The following is a 19,806-nucleotide window of genomic DNA, read 5'->3' as shown; positions in this document are numbered from 1 at the left end:
TATTATACGCCACTAATCTTTCCATAACATTTCTATTTAGCTACGGCGAGTTGCGACAATTGTGCTCATAACAGCTTAATTGGTACGTTTTTCGCTGCATCAATTTGTTACAATACCATCACGCAAGCACCCACCTTGCGCTGGTGATGCTATGAAGAATAAATCGCTTTCAGCCCAATACCTTGTTCGCTTCACCGGCGGTTATATCCTGCTCGCGACGATGTGGCTCTTGATCATGCATCTCTGGATGCGGCACGATCAAACGCTACTATCTTGGACGCGATTGCCGCTCGATATTGGCTTTATCGCCGCCAGCGCCTTGTTCGGTTATAGCCTTATTACCCAGCTTTGGCATCAAATCGACTTGCAACGCGGCCTGAGCCGTTTAGCCACCCGCTTGCATCAACTGTCCATCAATGCGCCGCCATCACCACTCTTCGAACAGGAAGTGTGCCGGTTGGCGGTCGAAGAGGTTGACTTACGCCTTGCATGGATCGGACTAGTTGATCCGGCAACGCAGCAGGTAGTGCCGGTCGCGCGCTGGGGGCCGGCCAGCGATTACGTGGATGTGGTGCAGATCCGGTTAGATGACGCCGAGCGGAGTTGCGGGCCGACCGGCACGAGTTTGCGGTTCGGCCAGCCAGTGGTCGCCGCCGATATTGCGACCGATCCGCGCATGAAACCTTGGCGTGACGCTGCCTTGCCGCGCGGGTTGCGATCGTCGGCGGCGTTGCCGTTGTATATTGATGGTCGGGTGATCGGAACGCTGAATCTGTACGCTGAACAGCCGGACTTTTTCAGTGAAACGGTGATCGATATTGGCATGCTATTGGCCGGCAACCTAGCCCACATTATCGAGTCACGTAAACGCGCAACTGAACGCGACGCGGCGCAAGCAGCATTTCAGCAGAGCGAAGCTCGTTTTCGCCGTCTGGCCGAACAAGCGCCGGATATTATCTTTCGCTATGCGCTCGCGCCGCAGTCGCAGCTTGATTTGGTTAATCCAGCAGTGCGCGACATTCTTGGGTATGAGCCGGAACAATTGCTCACGCAGATGCCAGCGGTTAGTGCATTCATTGATCAATCGCAGATCGAGCAGGCGAAACATCTGATCGCCCAAGGCCGCGGCCAGATCCAGCTATACACCCGCCGGAACGACGGGCGGTATGTTTGGCTTGATGTGCGCTTTGTGGTGGTTGATGGCGCCGTCGAAGGGATTGCACGCGATGTGACGGCGCAGGTCGAAGCGGCGGCCCGGCTGGCGCGTTATGAGTTGCTGAGCGCCTATACCCGCGATATTGTGCTGTTTATCCGGGCGAGCGATGGTCGAATTCTTGAAGCCAACGCTGCTGCCGAGCGCGTATATGGCTATAGCCGGGCTGAACTTTGCGCCCAGACGATCTATGACTTGCGCGCGCCTGAGACGCGCCAGATCGTGCGTGATCAGATGAATCAGGCCAATATGCAAGGCATTTTGTTTGAGACTTTGCATCTGCGTCGCGATGGCAGCGTGTTTCCGGTTGAGGTGAGTTCGATCGGCGCCGATATTGGCAACGAACGAGTGTTGTTGAGCGTGATCCGCGATATAAGCGAACGTAGAAAAGCCCAAGCTGAGCTCGATTTGCTGCGAACGGCGCTAAATGCGTCGGCGCAGGCGATAGTGATTACCGATACCAATGGCACCATCGAATGGGCAAACCCGGCGTTTACAACCTTGACCGGCTATTCGGTGGCCGAGATGCTTGGCCAGCATACCCGCTTATTGCGTTCAGGGCAGCAGGATCGGGCGTTTTACGCCGCAATGTGGGCGCAAATCCTGAGCGGTCAGTCATGGCGTGGCGAGTTGATCAATCGTCGCAAAGACGGTTCGCTGTACCATGAAGAGATGACGATTACGCCGGTCAAGCGCGATGGCGTAATCGAACATTTCATTGCCGTGAAGCAAGATATTTCCGAGCGGGTGCAACGCGAGCAGAAGCAGACGATTATAAACGCTTTAAACGAGGTCATGCGTGCGGCCCAAAACTGGGCCGAGTTGGCCTTGGTGTTGGTACAGCAGCTTCACACCATTACCCAAGCTGATGCGGTAGCCTTGTGGCGGCAGACGGACGAGACATGGCAGATCGAGCAAGTATTTGGCGATCCCTCACTGTTTACTGGCTTGGCTGATTGGTTGTCGCACTGGGAGCAGCAATGGATAGATTGTCCAGTGTGGCGCAAGCCGGCTCCTGCTGGGCTGGCACCTACTGGTGAAATTGTTGTTGTCTCGTTCCGTTGCTTTGATTGTGCGCATCATCATTGCCATGCGGTGGCAACATTGATCTGCGCTCGTTCGATTTCGGCATTCATCGTTGATCTCTTGGCTGCCGCTGCCGAACGGGTGGGTAATGCACTGCGCCGTATCGATCTCTTTGAACAGGTGCAACATGCCCATGATAAATTGCGGGCTGCGTATGATGCAACTATCGAGGGCTGGGCGCGCGCCCTTGATTTACGCGATCACGAGACCGAAGGCCATTCGCGTCGTGTCACCGAATTAACAGTGCGTATTGCTGAGCGGATGGGCTTTTCGGACGAAGAGATCGTGCATATCCGGTGGGGCGCATTGTTGCATGATATTGGCAAGATGGGCATTCCTGATGCCATTTTGAATAAGCCCGGCCCGCTCGACGAGCAGGAATGGGCGATTATGCGCACCCATCCCGCCTTAGCTGTTGAATTGTTGCGCCCAATCAATTTTCTTGCCCCCGCTCTTGCAATTCCATGGTGCCACCACGAGAAATGGGACGGTACCGGCTATCCGCGCGGCTTGCGCGGCGAGGAGATACCGTTGGCAGCTCGCATCTTTGCTGTCGTTGATGTTTATGATGCGCTGACCAGTAATCGGCCATATCGGGCGGCATGGCCGCCGGAATGCGCGCTGGCCTATATTCGCGAACAGGCGGGCCGCCATTTCGATCCGCAAGTGGTTGAAGTGTTTTTAGCACTCTATGCTGAGAATGGTTATATGTGGGACGGGTTTATCAGCGAGGAATTAAACGATGCTTGATCGCTGTAGTACTGATGTGACGCTCGGCAAAGAGGAATATCAGCAGACTGCTCCCGAATTGCAGGCGCGACTCTTTGATCTTGAGCAGATGTTGCTTGATGCCCGCATCCCGACCATCTTCGTGTTTGAAGGCTGGGCCGGTACCGCTAAAGCGCGTACAATCGCCACCTTGACCCGCCGTCTCGATCCGCGTGGCTTTCGTGTCCACTCGATTACACCGCCGCGCACCTACGAGCAACAGTATCCGTGGTTGTACCGTTTCTGGCTGAAGGTGCCAAGCTACGGCCAGATGACCTTCTTTGATCGTTCGTGGTATCGCGAGTTACTGGCCGCCTACACGACCAACGGCGACCGCGATCAGTGGCGCACCCGCTGCGAAGATGCGGCAATCTTCGAGCGCCAATTGGCTGATGATGGCGCGCTCATTCTTAAATTTTGGCTGCACATTACCAAGAAACAGCAGTCACGCCGGTTTGCCAAGCTATTGACTGATCCGCTCAATGCGTGGCGGGTGACGGAAGAGGATCGCTGGCAGAACCGGCACTACCAGCGGGTCTACCGCGCCGTTGAAGAGATGCTGGCTCGCACCGATACCGCCTTTGCGCCGTGGCACATTGTTCCGGCGGCTGATAAACGCTATGCCCGCTTGACCGTGCTGCAAGTTATTGTGGGAGCCTTGGAAAGCCGGTTGGGTATTACCGCCGCCAATCGCGGTGCCAGTATTGATGATAGTGGTGTAGGGTTGCGACGCTATAATGTGGCGATCCGGATGCCAGCGATAGGCGCGGCTGATGGCAAACCGGCAGCCGTGGTTTCTATGCCTGTTGCCACAGCGAATCACCAGCTCGAACCGGCTCCAACGCCAGTTGTTACCACTCCTGCTGCGCCACTGCTGCGCGCTGCTGGGCCGTTGCGGCGGGTCGATCTGAGTTTGCGCCTTGATGATGATGTGTATCACCGCGAGTTGAAACAGTTGCAGGCCAAACTGTATCTGCTCGGTTTGCAAGTCTACCATCAGAAACGGCCAGTCGTGTTCGTGTTCGAAGGCTGGGATGCCGCCGGCAAAGGTGGTGCTATCCAACGCCTAACCGCCGAACTCGATCCACGGGCATATACTGTCCATGCAATTGCCGCGCCGGCTGGCGATGACAAAGCACGCCACTACCTCTACCGTTTTTGGCGTCGATTACCGCCCCGCGGCCAGTTCGCCGTCTTTGATCGTTCGTGGTATGGGAGGGTGCTGGTCGAACGAGTCGAAGGCTTTGCCCGGCCCGATGAGTGGCGGCGCGCCTATGCCGAGATTAACCAGTTCGAGCGCCAATTGGTTGATTTCGGCGCAATTATTGCTAAGTTCTGGCTGCACATTAGTCCCGAAGAGCAGTTGCGCCGCTTTACCGAGCGCCAAAATGTGCCGTATAAGGCATGGAAATTGACCGATGAAGACTGGCGCAACCGTGAAAAGTGGCCGCTCTATCTCGAAGCAGCCGATGAGATGCTATTGCGCACCAGCACGCCGTTTGCGCCGTGGACGATCGTTGAGGCGGAAGATAAGAAGTATGCTCGGATTAAGGTGTTGCGCACTGCGCTCAATGTGCTTGAGGCTGAGTTGGGGCCGGTGAAATTGGAGTAGCATACGATGTTTGTCTATCGGTGGGTGCGTTGGAGTATGGCCATCATAGCGGGGTTGCTGGTCGCGATCGGGTTAGAGCTGGCGCTTGGCCCCGGTGGTGGGGGCATAGGTGTGGCCGTGAGCTTGATCGGCGGCGGCGTGATTGCCCATTGGCGCCAACGGAAGGCTGTCTCGTGCCGGATCGATGGTCCGCGTCTACGCCCGTTGCAAGTCAGCGCGTTTGGCTTGATGGGCCTAGGCGTGCAATGGTATCAATTGCATGGTAGCGGTGCGGTTGCTACCCTCAGCGCGTTCTGGCCGGCGTTCGGCGCATCGTGGCTGCCGTTGGCGCTGGTGGTTGCTGGTGTGGGTTGGTTGGCGTTTCTGAGCGTCGGTAGCGATTGCCGCGATGAGCAGTTGCTGGCCGCTATGGGCGAACGCGCGTTGATGGAGGCAGCACCATCCCCTTCCCCTTCTCCCCAACAGGGAGAGGGCTAGGGTGAGGGGCAAAGTTCCCCGAATCGCCGGGCGAATACATTCCGCCCATCTCCCCTCCCCGGGTGGGGGAGGGGCCGGGGGTGAGGGGACATCTCCCTCGTCCAACGGCTCGACGGGGGCGGAATCCATAGCACCTTTCCAGTATTACCCGCCCTGAATGTAGGGCGGAATACATTCCGCCCATCTCCCCTCCCCGGGTGGGGGGACACCTTTCGCCTCACATGAGGTACAATAGCCGTATAAGCCGCGTTTAATTGTACCGATATGTCTATGAACACACTCTGGCATACTCTGGTGGCTCAGGCCGAACGCCAGCCTGATCGCGTCTTCCTCCGCTTTGCCGATCAGCAGTGGTGCTACGCCGAGGCAGCCGAACTGGCCCGGCGCGCCGCCGGTGTCTTGGCCGATCTCGGTGTACGCTCCGGTGATCGGGTGGCGCTAATGCTTGGCAATACGCCCGATTATCTCTGGGCATGGTTTGGTTGTGCATGCCTTGGGGCGGTGACAGTGCCGATCAACATTCACCTCAAAGGCGATGTGTTGCATTACATTCTCGAACATGCTGGCGTAAAGGTGTTGGTGATCGAGCAGTCGTTGCTTGAACGTATCACGGCGTTGCACGAACAACTGCCCGAACTGCGCCATCTGCTAGTGCGAGGTACTGTCACCGCACCGGATTGTTTCGCATGGCACACAATGCTCGCCGCAGCGCGGCATGCCGATCCCACCCCCGGCCATGCCACTGATCTACACAGCATTCTCTACACCTCTGGTACCACCGGCCCGCCCAAGGGGGTCATGCTCAACCATCACGCCTATCTCCACTCGGCAGCGCTCTTTGCTGATGTGATGATTGGGGCGACGGCGGATGATGTTTTCGGTACTAGTCTGCCGCTCTTTCATATCAATGCGCAGGCCCATACCGTGTTGCCGGCGATCTATCGCGGCACAACCATCGCGCTGCTCGAACAATTCAGCGCCTCACGTTATTGGCGGCAATTGGCCGATTTGGGGGCGACCATCTGCAATCTGCTAGCCGCGATGATCCCGATCTTGATGAAACAGCCGCCCTCTCCCGATGACCTCGCCCACCGGGTGCGCATAGCGGCCTGCGCAGCAACCCCACCCGATCTGTGGCGTGCGTTTGAAGAGCGGTTTGGTTTGACGATCATCGAAGGTTATGGTCTGACCGAGACTGCCGGCTTTTGCGTCGCTAACCCACGCGATGCGGTGCGGGTAGGAACCTTCGGCGTTGCTATGCCGGGATTTGAATTGGCGATCGTTGGCCCCGATGACACCCCGCTCCCGCCCGGCGTCCCCGGTGAGATTGCGATTCGCCCGCAGCGCGAGAACCTCATTATGATGGGGTATTACCGGCAGCCTGAGCAGACGGCGACGGCAATGCGCGGCGGCTGGTTCCATACCGGCGATCTTGGCCAGCTCGATGAGGCGGGTTACGCAATCTTCATCGACCGGATCAAGCAGTCAATCCGGCGGAGAGGCGAGAATATTTCCTCGTGGGAAGTTGAGCGAGCAGTCAATACGCATCCCGCCGTGCTTGAGAGCGCCGCAGTTGGTGTGCCGAGCGAATTGGGTGAGGAAGAGGTTAAGGTGGTGGTGGTGCTACGCCCCGGCGCGACGCTCGATCCGCTCGAGTTGGTGCGCTGGTGCGAAGAACGGCTGGCCTATTTTGCTGTGCCGCGCTACATCGAATTCCGCGACAGCTTACCCAAAACGGCTACCGAGCGGGTTGAGAAGTACAAACTTAAAGCTGAGGGGGTTGGTAACGCATGGGATCGCGAAGCCGCTGGCTACCGGATCAAGCGATCGCGGTGAGATAGGGTGCGGGCAGGTTGGAAACCCGCCCGTACCAGACCCGCCCTATATCCCTACGGCCAACGCCCGCTCGATCAGTCCTGCCGCCGGTTGTTCGCGCAAGCCAACCTCGACGATCTGATTGGCAATTGCCAGCGCCGCCACACCTGCCTCACCGCTGATAGCCGGCTCGGTGCCGTTTCGCACTGCTGCGCAGAAGCTGCGCAGCTCTTCATACAGCGGTTCGCGTCGCGGCACCTTCAGCCGGATACTACGTCCCTCACTGACTCCAATCAACGCCAATTCCGGCCACGCCCGCCCTTGGCACGAATCGTTCTCGTAGAAGGTCAGGTCTTGGGTAAGGTAGTTGGCGACGAACATCCCCCGCTCGCCGATGACGCTCAGTTCGCGGATTTTGGTTGGCGTCAGCCAGTTAATGTCGAGCACACCGATCATACCATTTTCAAACCGCAGCAGCGCCGAGAGCATGTCTTCATGGCTCTGATGTAAGTGGCGGTGCAACTCGACATGCATCCGCATGATCGGCGAGCCGATCAGGTAGTTGAGAATATCGATCTCGTGCGTTGCGAGATCAACCACGACGCCGACATCCATAATCCGGGCTGGAAAGGGGCCGACTCGGCGTGACATAATCTGGAACAGATTGCCTAACTCGTGGTTGTTCAATTGCTCTTTCAGCGCGATGATCGCCGGGTTAAATCGCTCGATGTGACCAACGGTGAGGATCACGCCTTGCCGCTGCGCTGCCTCGATCAGCATCCAACCCTGCTCGACGGTCGCAGCAATCGGTTTCTCAATCAGCACATGCACACCATGACTAATCACTGCGCTCGCCACCGCAAAGTGGTATTTGGTTGGCACCACTACTGACACGAGATCGAGATCTTCGCTACTCAACATATCGTGGTAATCGGTGTACACGTGACAGCGGTAGATGCTGGCCAGACTGTTCGCAGCGGCGATATTGGTGTCGCAGACCGCTACCAGTTCGACCCCCGGTAGGCTCGCGTAGACGCGCGCATGGTTGCGCCCCATACTGCCGACTCCGATCACCGCTGCCCGTAATGTCCGTTGTTCCATTGCTCCCCTCCCCGTCCTATGACGTATAATCAATACGCTCCTTCACCCTTCAAGAGCGCCGGGATAGTGCGATAGATAATCAACAGGTCTAACCAGATCGAATAGTTGCGGATATAGTGCATATCGAGCCGGACGCGATGCTCATAACCGAGATTGCTCCGCCCACTGATCTGCCACAACCCAGTTAAGCCCGGTCGCACAGTCAACAAGTTATGCTGCCAGCGCCCAAAATGGTGCATTTCGCTGGTGGTGATCATGCGTGGCCCAACCAAGCTCATCTGACCCAGCAACACATTGAAGAGTTGTGGGAGTTCATCGATGCTCGTGCGGCGCAAAAAGCGACCGATCGGCGTAATCCGGGGATCGTCCTTCAGCTTACCGTGGGTTTGTAATGCTTCCCGCTGTTCCGGCGTGAGGCGCTGGTCGCCGTCAACGTACATTGTGCGGAACTTGAACGCATCGAACTCGCGGTAGCCGACTCCGATCACGCGCCGGCGGTGGAAGATCGGGCCGGGACTATCAAGCTTAATCGCGATTGCAACGATCAGAAACAGCGGTGCGAGCAAGATGAGGCCAACCAGCGCTCCTACCCGGTCGATGATCGTCTTGCCAATTGCATGCAAGCCGGTAATGCGCGTCTTGTTGAGGCTTAACAGCGGTACTGCCCCTTGCTCGCGTACCTGCACGCCAATCGTAAGCAGGTCAAACAGCCCCGGCGCTAGCCGCACTTCGAGTTGGTTCAGCAGATCCATGGCGCCGTTGAGGTTGATCAGGTGTTCGCGGATCAAGTTGGTATCGGCAATAATAATCGTCTCAACGTTTTGTTCTTTGACCAGTTGCACAAAATCACGTGTTGTCCCCAATATCCGCGCCTTGCCAGCGATCACGTCGCTTCCCACCGGCAACCGGTCATCAATAAAGCCCACAATCTGCGCGCCAGCCCGTTGTTCGGCCAGCAACTGCTCGGCAATGGCCCGGCCCTCTTCAGTAGCGCCGACCAACAATACGCGCTCAAGCAAATGGCCACGCCGCCGCAACCAGTACACGATGCGGCGAAAGCCGAACCGCCACGCGATCGTTAAGCTAAACGAGAGGATCCAGCTCATCACCAGCCAGCCGCGAGCCACGACGATATCCGGCAAGAAGAAGGTAAGTATGACGACCAACAACATCCCCTTACTGGCGGCATTGAAGACCTGATTGTATTCGTGGGTGCCGTTGAACAGCGCCGTGTGCTGGTACAGTCCATGCATCGCAAAGAGCGCGATCCAGCCGGGCACCAGCATTGCAATCAAGAGACTATAAAACTCTGGTTGCATTGCGCCTTCGGCGAAGATGGGCAAGTTGGTGAAAAAGCGCACCGCATACGCGAGTAGGAAGCTCAAGGTAATCACCGCTGCGTCGCCTACCATCAGCGTGCCGATCAGAGCCAGCTTCCGGTACGAGATCGCCTCGCGGTCGGAATGAGTAGCAGCTACTTTGGTTAGCTCAACACTGGTCAGGCTCATACGTCACCTCAGGCAAGTGATAAAGCGGCTGCCGATGGATGCTGGGTAACGATCGGCTGAATCTGTCCTGCTACCGAGCGCGCAAAGGCGCAAACCGATTCGCCGTTGGTGAGTTGCGGGTAGATTTGGCCGGTATTGGCAAGGAAAAGACCGTGAATGTCAGTGGTGATCGGCGGGATCAAGTCGGTTGCGCCAATGGGGTGGATTGGCTCCACATACCGTTCCCGCCCGATCCGGATCGCAGCGATCTCATCGTCGCGCAGATCGGGGAACATCTGCCGCAGATAGCCAAGGAAGACGTGACGCAACTCATCATCAGGCATACGGGCAAACCGGCTGTCGGCGGCGACGTATTTCGGCAGGTAGACGAGATGATACCCGCCCACGTACTGCGGATCGATCAAGTTGGTCGTCTCGATGACGCCGGTGAACGGAATGCGCTCGTCGGTGATATTGAGTGTGTAGTAGGGCGTCAGCCGGCGGCGCAGCACGACCAGCATGCAAACAATGCCCAAAAAGCCGTCGAGTTGGCCCCACCGTGCTGATACGGCTGCCGCTTCCGGCGGCAACAACCGGCGGGCGATTGGGGTTTGGGCCGTAATCACCACATGGTCGGCTGAGATTTCGTGACCATTGACAACCAGCCCGCTGACGCGCCCATCCTCAACTTTGATCGTGTCGATTGTCGCGTTCAGTTCGATCTGGCCGCCGCGCTGCCGGATAGCCGCCGCCAGCGCATCAATCAATTCTTGATAGCCATTGGGCAGGTAGCACATCAACTCTTGGCTGCCGCCTTTGGTGCGGGTATCGGTCGTGCGCACTAGCCGTGACCAGATGTAGGTGGCCGGCACTTGGCTAAAATCGCCGTCGAACTTGGCTCGTAGCAGTGGCGCCCACACATGACGCACCGTGCGTTCACCACTGAGACGGGTGAGCCACTCGGCGACCGGGAGTTGTTCGAGACGGCGCCAGTCTTTGATCTGGCGGCAGGCAAGAATGGTGTAAGCGAGGCGCAGACGATCGATCATACGCAGTGGCGGAAAGCGCAGAAACTCCAACGGCGTTGACATCGGGTAGATGTTGCCGTTGTGGTAAAAGCCCATCTTGGTCGCGGTATAGCGCAAGCGGCTGCGCAGTCCAAGCTCATCAAACAGGTTCATCAGGGTGCGATCACTGCTGAGGATCGCGTGATAGTAGCGATCGCACTCCATCCCGCCAAGCTCAGGAAAGCGCGTGCGGCCCATGAGCCCGCCAAGCGTGCTGGCGCGCTCCCACACCCGTACCGGTGTGCCGCGCTTGAGCAGCTCATACGCAAGGCTTAGCCCGAGAATGCCGCCGCCGATAATATCGACCATTGATTGCATCTCCCTTTCTTGACCCCCGTTGCCCATTTCCCGCCGCTAGCAGCGGCAAGGCCGGTCATCGCAGGTATTGGTTTTACAACGTCGCTAGGCAGTCACCGGATCGCTCACAGTCAATGCATTGACCGCTGCTGCGATCTGGTGTAGCTCGTCGTCGCTCAATGCCGGATGCACCGGCAAAGCGATAATTTCACGCGCCACCCGATCAGCTACTGGGGTTTCGGCTTCAATGCCCAACTTGCGGTACAGCGGTTGTTGCGGGATCGGCAGCGGGTAGAAGATGGCCGTGCCGACGCCGGCTGCATTCAATTGCTTGATCGCTGCGTCGCGATCACCTAATACCCGGATGGTGTACTGGTGGAAGACGTGCCGCACATCAGGCTGGACAAAGGGCGTAATCACGGCGGAGTGGCGAATCTGTTCGCTTAGAAACGCGGCGTTCGCGATTCGTTTTGAATTGAAGCGATCGCACTTGGCCAATTGCGCCCGGCCAATCGCAGCCTGCAAGTCGGTCATCCGGAAGTTATAACCAAGCAGTTCGTGGTAGTAGCGCACCCGGCTGCCATGGTTGCGCAGCAACCGTAACCGCTCGGCAATGGCCGGATCGTTAGTCGTGATCATGCCGCCTTCACCACTAGTCACGTTTTTCGTGGCGTAGAGCGAGAAACAGCCAACCCCAAAGCTGCCGACTGGTTTGCCGCGGTAAGTAGCGCCGATGGCTTGCGCGGCATCTTCGATCACGGCCAGATGGTACCGCTGCGCTAACTCCATTATCGGCGCCATATCAGCCGGTTGCCCGTAGAGATGCACTGGCATAATCGCCCGCGTCCGCGAGGTGATCGCAGCGGGGATCAGATCGGGATTGATGTTGTAGGTGTGCGGATCGATATCAACGAACACTGGTGTCGCGCCAGCCATCAGGATGCTGTTGCCGGTGGCGATGAAGCTGAATGGTGTCGTGATCACTTCATCACCCGGCCCGATATTGTGGGCCAAGAGCGCGAGGTACAGCGCGACGGTGCCGTTCATCACGGCAACGGCATGGCGCGTGCCGCATAACGCGGCAAATTCGGTCTCGAATCGCTCCACTTCCGGCCCTTGCGCGATCATACCCGACCGCAACACGGCGAGGACGGCCTCTTCTTCTTCGCGCCCAATCAGAGGACGGGCAACCGGGATCATCGCTAACCTCCTACTTCAACTGTCTGCAAGATTGCCGGCTGGAGCGACAGTTCAATCTGCTGGCCCAAGTTGACCGCTAGCGCGTGGCAGATAGTGCTGTGAATATCTTCTACTTGCGGCATCACGTGGTTATTGATGTGCAGACCGATCTGCGCAATCTGGTGCAGGCGTCCGCCGTTGAAGCCGGTCAGGCCAATGGTGACAGCGCCAACTACATTACCCCACTCGATGGCGCGCACCACGTTCGGCGAATTGCCGCTGCCCGAAATGGCGACGATGATATCGCCATCGCGATAGAGCGCCTTTAATTGCTCGACGAAGACATCGGCATAGCTTTGATCGTTCGACCATGCGGTAATGAGCGGTACATTGTCGGTGAGGGCGATCGCGCGCACCCGGCGCACTGATGGTTTGATCGTCCACTTCGCCAAATCGCAGACAAAATGCGAGGCAGTCGCGGCGCTACCGCCATTCCCGCACACAAAGATGGTGGCATCGCGTTTATACGCTGCCCACAGCGCATCAGCCACCTGTTGCAGCGACGCCTGCGGCAACTGCTCAAGCGTCTGGCGAATTTGGTCAAAGTATGACGTGAGTGTGTTCATGATCCTCCCCCCAATACGGTGATGTGAACGATAGCTAGGAGCGCGCAACCATCAACATACCGGCGCAGATCACTATCACGCCGGCGGCGCGCAGCGGGTTCACCTGTTCGTGCAACACAAGCCATGCCAATAGGAAGATGATGATATGGTTGAGACTCACGAACGGGTAGGCCACGCTGAGTTCGATTCGCGAGAGAGTGATCAGCCAGAAGAAGGTGCCGATGCCATAGATCAGTAGACCGCCAATCACCATCGGCGAGGTGACGATTCGCCAAACAATGCTGGGAGTCGTGTCTAATGTCAGCGCCAATGGCCCCATCGATCCCATCCCCTGCTTTAGCATCATCTGACCGATCACCCCTAGCGCAGTGGCAATCAAAATCAGCATAATCGTGCTCATAGCCAGTTTGCCCTTTCGTGGCGTTGGTTGCTCGGTTTCTGTGGCGTCTGCTAGTGCGGTCGTTGCAATCGTGCGTTCTTCCACCTGTTGCATGCGTTTCTCCCATCATCTCGCAGCCATTGGTTAGTGGCTGCGTGGTAGCGCTTTGGTTCGCGGTTGCGCCCATAATCGGCGGCGCAGAATGCCGGCCATATACCGTAGGTGGGTTTTCGTGATTTGCCACACCCGCGCTTTCGATTGCCCGTACTGCCGCACCCGCAGCGTGGTTGGGTATTCGGCGACCCGATAACCGCTGAGGATCGCTTCAACCAACCATTCAGTCACCATCAAAAATCCGTCGGCATACGTGGTGACCCGTTCGATGACTTCACGCCGGCAAGCGCGGAAGAGAGCGGTGTAGGTGTGGATGCGCGGATTGACCAGCACGCGATAACAGAGCGAAGCAGATTTGCTGATGAAGACCCGGTAGGCTGGCACGTTCTCGATCCCGCCGTCTGCGTGATACGGCGACGCTGTCACCAGATCGACATCGGGCGTTAACCGGTTGAGCAGCGCCGGGATCTCGCTGAATGGGTAGGTGCCATCACTATCGCAGGTAACAATCACGTCACCCGTGGCATGTGCGAAGCCGGTGCGCAAGGCGGCCCCTAAGCCGCGATTAGTGGCGTGATGCGCAATCACTGTATCGGGCCAGCCGCCAAAGGTCTGCTCAAGCAATTCGCCAGTGCCGTCACGGCTGCCATCATTGACCAGCACGAGTTGAATCCGTCCGCGCTCGCGGAGGGTGGCCAACGCCTGCGTGAGCCGCTCGTGCATTGCATCCATGCCTTCAGCTTCGTTGTAGCAGGGGATCACAATCGATATGTCGTATCCGGTCATGACCTTCTCCTCGTAAACAGGCGCCGGTGATGAGCGAGAGCAAGGTGTTGAATAGAAAGCGCTACTCCAATGCCAGTCAAATTATCGATGTATGAGCTAAAGATGCTCTGAAGATTAGCGTGGAAAACATGAAGATTTCTTCATCACTGGCGGTAAGGTAGTGATGTGCCGGCTGAAGCGTAGACGGCTTCCAGCCGGCTAACACTCTGCTGCCAGTTGTGATGGCGCTCGACGTACATGCGTCCCGCTTGCCCAATCGCAGCGCGACGCTCATCATCGGCGAGCAAGGTGAGGATGGTATCGGCGAAGTTGTTGGCATCTTCAGCAACCACCAGATCGTGTCCGGGCTGCGCGCTGAGCGCAACCGTCGCTTGTCGGGTGGTAATAACGGGCGTAGCGGTGGCCATCGCTTCAAGCACTTTATTCTGCACCCCTACGCCATAGCGGATGGGGGCGACCGCCAGTGTGGCTTCGGTGAGGTAGGGGCGTAGGTCGGGTACGGCGCCGGTCACAGTGATCCGCGGATCACGGGCATAGCCGCGCAGTCGCGGCCCCGGCTCGGCCCCGGCCAAGGTGACGGTCACTTCGGCCCGTTTGGCCCATACGCGCGGCATAATCTCTTCAATTAAGTAGCGCGCGGCTGCCTCGTTCGCGTGGTAGCTCATCTTGCCGGTGAAGACAAGATGGTGCGGTTGGCGCGGGCCGGTATAGGCTTGAAAGTAGGTCAGATCGACCCCGTTCGGCGCGACGATGATTGGGCTGCCTCCCGGACGGTCGAGGGCGCGGTTGAGTGTCATCAATGCCCAGCGGTCTTCGGGCGAGGTCACCGCGATTGCGGCGAAGCGGTGCGGGTAGGCGGCTTCGTAACGCCGGGTGCGGGCCAGATCGGCCAGCGCGCGCAGCCGGCTGCTTAGGTTGGCGCCGCGCCGCAGTGTGCGCTCGAATAAGAGGGTGATACTGTCAACGGCATCGAGCACGGCAGGAGGGCCGTCGCCGCATTGGTGCAAGGCGACGCGGACGATCTCAGCCGCGCGGAGGTGTTCGATGTGGATGACGTGATGTTCACCATGCTTGATTTCGTGCGTGACCGCTGCGACCATCGCGGGAGTTAGGCAGTGGGCCGCTTGCAGGGGCAGTTCGCTCGGTACGGCGCGCGCGTAGGCCAGCAGGTGATCGGTGCGTCGCACCGGCACTGCGACTACCCGCCGGCAAATTGTTCGCAGTTCGGTGAGCGCTGCCGCATTGTCGGCGGCGCTCACCAGCGTGATCGTATGCCCGCGCTGCGCTAAATGCCTGATGAATTGGTACGGACGCACGCGAATCGGTGATGGGGTGTAGGGCGCAACAAACAAAATGTTCATCATCGCTGACCCGCTGGCAGAGAATTGACTCGTTGCAGTGCAGTGGCGTACAGGTGATCGATAGCTGGGCAGACTACTCTCCAGTCGTAGCGCTCTTCGGCGACGCGCCGCCCCTGCGCGGCTAATCGTCGCCCTAGCTCCGGATCGCGCAGGAGCCGGATTAACGCTTCGGCAAACGTCTGCGGCGTGTCACCCACTAGCAGGTGCTCTCCCGGCGTCAGGTCAATCCCTTCGTACCCGATGGTCGTTGAGACGATTGGCAGGCCACGGGCTAAAGCTTCCAAGATCTTCACCCGCATGCCGCCGCCGGCATGCACCGGCACGATCAAAGCTGCCGTCCGTTCGAGGTATGGACGTGGATCGGCAACGTAGCCGGGCACTTCAATCGCGGGATCGGCGGCTAACTGGCGCACCGTCTCCGGTGGGCGCGAACCAACCAACGCGACCCGCGCCTGTGGCACGGCTTGTTGTACCAATGGCCAGACTTCGCGGGCAAACCAGAGCACGCCATCGACATTGGGTGGCCAAAACATCGTCGCCATACTGAGGATCGTATTGGGTGCGCTGTGCCGTTGCACCGGCGCTTCGCTGTGAGCATCAATCGCGATCGGAATGATCGCCGTGGGCGGCAATTCGACCCCAGCGTCGGCGGCGGCGAGCTTGAGAAATGCATTATCTGGTTCACTTACCACCAGCATGCCATCAAAGCGCGCGCACAACCGCGCCTCGGCCCGCCGCAGCCGGCGAGCTTCGATCTGCAATCCGATTCGTCGGATCAGATCAGACCGGGCCGCCATGCGGGCGACAATCGTCCACACGGCATTGTGTTGGTCGATGATCCGCGCCCCTCCCGGTAAATCAACCGCAAACGACGCCATATTGAGCTGGTCGGCATGAATGATGTCAAAATGCTCACGCGCGGTTAGTTGGCGCAGCAACTGGTGCAGTTCCGGCGAGGCGTCGCGACTGAGAATGAACGACTCACCGGTGAGGGCGCTCTTGAGCAAAAAGCGCGCATCTTTCCAGCGCGAACGCTGGAACGGCACGGTGTACACTTCACGGCAGATCCGGCGGAGCGATTCGGCATGCGCGCGCTCTTGCTCGTTCCGCACCAGCGAGACTAGCGTGACCTCGTGTCGCTCACATAGGTACTGCAACACGTTGTAGGTCTTGATCTTGGGGCCGCTGTCGGGCGGATAAGGTGCGATCAGTGTCAGCATCAAAATACGCATGAGTTCACCTCTGGGCAGGCGGCGCCACGGGTGTGGTGGGCGGAGTAGCGGCTGGGCGCGCGCTCGCGCGCTCTGCCGCTTCGAGCGGGCGCAATAAGAGGATGATGCCGGCGACCAACACGGCGATCAGCGGCAATAAGCTGGCCGCTCCCTCAAGTTGTAAGACCATGCCGGCGTTGCGGGCAATATCGCCCTGTTGCCATGCTGGAATGACATACTCGCGCCACGTGGCCCGGATGGCGTCGCTGGGGAAGAGTTGGGTTGCTGTGGCCTCCATCCAAATGAGGATCCATGAGACGCTGAGCAAGCCGAGGGCGCCAATGCGCCACCCAATCCGGCCCCAGCAGTGCCCGATCAAGAGCGCCGCTGGCAGGGCAAGGAAGGGGATCAGCGGCACAATATAGCGCGGCCCGGCGGCAAATCCGCCCCACCACATAATCGACGACCCGTAGAAGAGCAGAAAGGCTAGTGGTACTAGTACTAGCACCCACCACTCGGCCCGCTGCTCGCGCCGTTGCCAGCCGATCCAATAGGCCGGCAATGCGAGCAGCAGCCATGGTGCGCGGAAGAAGAGGCCGCGGAACTCGCTGAATGTCAAGCCCCAGATGGCCTCCCACTGGGGGGTCGTGAGGCTCATAAAACCAGTGTGGTGCTGCTCTTGCCAAAGCGCGGAATAGGCGTAGCCAATGGGCCACGGCGTGCCAAAGGCGGCAAGGTCATAGCTGATCAACAATGCTCCCGGCAACACTCCTCCCACCGCCATCGCTGGCAGCCAGCGCCAACCGCGCCGGTAGAGCGCGTACAACCCAATAATGGTGGCTGCCGGCGCCGCCGGGTATTCGCTGATCACGGCCCAGCCAAGCAGCAGGCCAACCAGCGCACTGCTAGCCCACGGTGACCAGCGCGCCGGTGGTGACCACGCGAAGGCGAAGGCGGTAAAGAGGAGCACTGCTACCAACTGGTGAGCGTAGAAGTTGCCGGCGTATGGTGCGGCGCTGGTAGCTAAACCATACCCTAGTGCGCCGATACTGGCCGGCGCTGGCGCTACGCCGAGCCGTTGCAGCACCCGAAAGAAGAAGCCGCCAAACAACGCCGCCGGCCACGCGACTACCACTAGCGTGAGCAGATACTGCACCAACGCAAACCGAATCTTGTCAGCCTGTAAGCCGCTGCCATCGGGCTTGAGCGTCTCTTCAAACCGACTGCCGATCCGCTCGAATTGGGCTTGCACTGGTGGCGCGTCAAGCAATGGCCGGATAGCAGCGTAGATCGGGATACCGAGAAATGAGAGACCCGGCGGTTTATCGGTGTAGGCATGGCCGTTGTAAAGCGCGTAGTCGCCGGTATTTGCAACGTAGCGATCGATTTTTGGCGTGCCATCGTCAACCAACGCCAACACCAAATTTAACCGCGAGTTCTGGTTCCAATCCGACCAGCGCGGCAAGACGTAGGCATAACTGCACAACAGCAGAAAGACGATCAGCCAAAAACGACGCATAGCGATCCTTTCGTCGAGTTATTGTTCCCGTCGCTGCCACAGGGTGTACGGCCCGGCACTATAGATGATGGTGTACTCACGCACTAAAGCATCGACGGAATAGATGCTGGTATATGCGCTAAATGGCCCGGTCAGCACATATTGCGGCTGGGCAGCGAGGCCATCATAAGCCACCGGCGGCCCGTTCAACCATGCCTGCCGCACTGCCCGATCAAGGAGTTCGGTTGGCACGTAGTGGTAGGTGTGGTCGGTAAGAGTAGCTAATTCTGGTTCCCATGTCTCGATGATGCGATCGGCAGGCACGGTCTGGTTGAGGAACGCTGCCATCCGGTGAGCTGAGTCATCGGGAGTGAACACCACCTGAGCAGTCAGGCTCAGCGAGAAACCGATCACCAACGCCAAATACGCGCCGGCGACTCCGGCCAGCAGTGGTTGCCGGTGTTGCCAGAACCAACCGATCAGGTCAGCGATCATACGTGCCACCGCCGGCGCGCCGAGGGCAACCGCCGGGAAGGCGTAGCGCGGCCAGCCGAGCGATACAAGGTACCAAACCAGCCAGAGCACCGCCAAGAGGGTTGGCGCTAGTTCGGCGAAAGCAGCAGCACCCCCACGCCGGCACCGCCAGAGGCTGTACAACAGCGCCGGCACGAGCAAACCGCCATACACTTGCACCAGATAACGCCCTGCGCGTAGGGTCGCTTCCAGATCAAACACAAAGATAGCGCCGCCGGCTGCTTGCCGGGTCTTGGCGAGATTGGCGCTGAAATCAGCCGGGCCGAGGAAGGCCAGCATGATCAATAACCAGCCGGCAAACATACCGCCAGCAATGATGGGCGGCGCCAAGCGCAACCACCAGTCACCCACCCGGAAGTAACGCCAGTCGAGCAGGGCCAGCAATCCTAAACCCGGCGCTACGATCAACGCAAACTGGTTTTTGGTGATCAGGGCCAAGCCAAAGCCAACCCCGGCGAGTAGCGCATAGCGCCGGCGTTGGGCCGGCTGAAAGATGGCTACCGTATACGCCAGCAGACCAGCACCGAGCCACGCTAGTCCCGGCACCTCGCCCAACACTTGCCGGCCATATTCGACCATGCCTTCAAAGCCGCGGGTGCGTGAGGCGAGCAGTAACAAGATCGTCAGCAGCGCTAAGCGCCCCCCATGCAAGCGGCGGGCCAATTGATAGAAGATCAGCAGTGCGGCAAAGAGGTACGCTACGATCACTAGCCGCGCCGGCAGCAGATCGACTCCCACCACCGCAAAGACCAGCGCCACCGGCAACATCACTGTCGGCCCGACCCCGATCGTTGGCCCAAAGTAACGAAACCCTTCGCTGCTGATGTCGGCATAGACGCCATAGCGCACCAGCGTCTCTGGCACGTGCAGGTGCGATCCTTCATCGAACCACGTGCGGGGTGCGTAGGGCAGGTTAATCAAAGCGAGCATAACGATGAGAGCGATTAAGATGAACGCTGCAATGCGCTCGCCATTGTGAATAAGTGTGGTTAATGAACTCCGTGGTTGGGTGGCGATGGGTTTATTCATAATTCCCCGTTGCTAACGTCAGTGGTGTCCGGCAGCAATTGGGCTTGGCGGCTGTAGTGGTTGGTAGAACGCTGCGCGCTTCGGTGCTCTATTTCCCCTCTCCCGCAAGGCGGGAGAGGGGCTAGGGACGAGGGCTGCGGCGCATGCCGCACATACCGTTGCGTTA

At 58.7% G+C, this 19,806-nt stretch carries 15 protein-coding genes; 4 read left to right on the top strand and 11 right to left on the bottom strand.

What is annotated here, in order from left to right:
* The first annotated feature begins 151 nt into the window (after positions 1-151).
* From Q1A59_RS09080 to Q1A59_RS09065, 4 genes are all read left to right on the top strand, one after another.
* On the top strand, positions 152-3,049 hold the full coding sequence (locus tag Q1A59_RS09080) for a PAS domain S-box protein (RefSeq protein ID WP_299644879.1): 2,898 nt from the start codon (positions 152-154) through the stop codon (positions 3,047-3,049).
* Positions 3,042-4,679, top strand: a complete 1,638-nt coding sequence (locus Q1A59_RS09075; protein WP_298483242.1) for a hypothetical protein — start codon at positions 3,042-3,044, stop codon at positions 4,677-4,679. Before Q1A59_RS09080 ends, Q1A59_RS09075 begins: the two co-directional genes overlap by 8 nt.
* Before the next feature lie 6 nt (positions 4,680-4,685).
* Entirely contained in the window at positions 4,686-5,156 is a 471-nt protein-coding gene (locus tag Q1A59_RS09070) for a hypothetical protein (protein ID WP_298403711.1), read from the top strand.
* 270 nt (positions 5,157-5,426) lie between these two features.
* Entirely contained in the window at positions 5,427-6,992 is a 1,566-nt protein-coding gene (locus tag Q1A59_RS09065; protein WP_298403714.1) for an ATP-dependent acyl-CoA ligase, read from the top strand.
* 45 nt (positions 6,993-7,037) lie between these two features.
* On the opposite strand, the gene Q1A59_RS09060 is transcribed toward Q1A59_RS09065, so the two are convergent.
* From Q1A59_RS09060 to Q1A59_RS09010, 11 genes are all read right to left on the bottom strand, one after another.
* Entirely contained in the window at positions 7,038-8,072 is a 1,035-nt protein-coding gene (locus Q1A59_RS09060; protein WP_298403717.1) for a Gfo/Idh/MocA family protein, read from the bottom strand.
* A 29-nt stretch (positions 8,073-8,101) separates the two neighbouring features.
* Positions 8,102-9,580, bottom strand: coding sequence for a sugar transferase (locus tag Q1A59_RS09055; RefSeq protein ID WP_298403719.1), 1,479 nt, complete (start codon positions 9,578-9,580; stop codon positions 8,102-8,104).
* Between the two features lie 8 nt (positions 9,581-9,588).
* On the bottom strand, positions 9,589-10,935 hold the full coding sequence (locus Q1A59_RS09050; RefSeq protein ID WP_298403721.1) for an NAD(P)/FAD-dependent oxidoreductase: 1,347 nt from the start codon (positions 10,933-10,935) through the stop codon (positions 9,589-9,591).
* Positions 10,936-11,028: 93 nt separating this feature from the next.
* Complete coding sequence (locus tag Q1A59_RS09045; RefSeq protein ID WP_298403724.1) at positions 11,029-12,123, bottom strand: DegT/DnrJ/EryC1/StrS aminotransferase family protein; 1,095 nt, start codon at positions 12,121-12,123, stop codon at positions 11,029-11,031.
* A gap of 2 nt (positions 12,124-12,125) precedes the next feature.
* The gene (locus tag Q1A59_RS09040) at positions 12,126-12,728 is read right to left on the bottom strand and encodes an SIS domain-containing protein (RefSeq protein ID WP_298403727.1); all 603 of its coding nucleotides are present in this window, start codon (positions 12,726-12,728) and stop codon (positions 12,126-12,128) included.
* Positions 12,729-12,762: 34 nt separating this feature from the next.
* The gene (locus Q1A59_RS09035) at positions 12,763-13,221 is read right to left on the bottom strand and encodes an EamA family transporter (protein ID WP_298403729.1); all 459 of its coding nucleotides are present in this window, start codon (positions 13,219-13,221) and stop codon (positions 12,763-12,765) included.
* A 30-nt stretch (positions 13,222-13,251) separates the two neighbouring features.
* Positions 13,252-14,007 (bottom strand): glycosyltransferase family 2 protein, encoded by a 756-nt coding sequence (locus Q1A59_RS09030; RefSeq protein ID WP_298403732.1) that lies wholly within the window; start codon positions 14,005-14,007, stop codon positions 13,252-13,254.
* 143 nt (positions 14,008-14,150) lie between these two features.
* A complete protein-coding gene (locus tag Q1A59_RS09025) occupies positions 14,151-15,371 on the bottom strand; it encodes a glycosyltransferase (protein WP_298403734.1) in 1,221 nt (406 codons plus the stop codon).
* Complete coding sequence (locus Q1A59_RS09020) at positions 15,368-16,600, bottom strand: glycosyltransferase family 4 protein (protein ID WP_298403739.1); 1,233 nt, start codon at positions 16,598-16,600, stop codon at positions 15,368-15,370. Before Q1A59_RS09020 ends, Q1A59_RS09025 begins: the two co-directional genes overlap by 4 nt.
* A gap of 4 nt (positions 16,601-16,604) precedes the next feature.
* Positions 16,605-18,098, bottom strand: a complete 1,494-nt coding sequence (locus Q1A59_RS09015) for a hypothetical protein (protein WP_299644873.1) — start codon at positions 18,096-18,098, stop codon at positions 16,605-16,607.
* Positions 18,099-18,116: 18 nt separating this feature from the next.
* Complete coding sequence (locus tag Q1A59_RS09010; RefSeq protein ID WP_298403745.1) at positions 18,117-19,640, bottom strand: glycosyltransferase family 39 protein; 1,524 nt, start codon at positions 19,638-19,640, stop codon at positions 18,117-18,119.
* Positions 19,641-19,806: the final 166 nt, after the last annotated feature.

This window comes from uncultured Chloroflexus sp., from assembly GCF_937951745.1.
Lineage (GTDB): Bacteria > Chloroflexota > Chloroflexia > Chloroflexales > Chloroflexaceae > Chloroflexus.
This window is presented reverse-complemented; position numbering and strand designations above follow the sequence as displayed.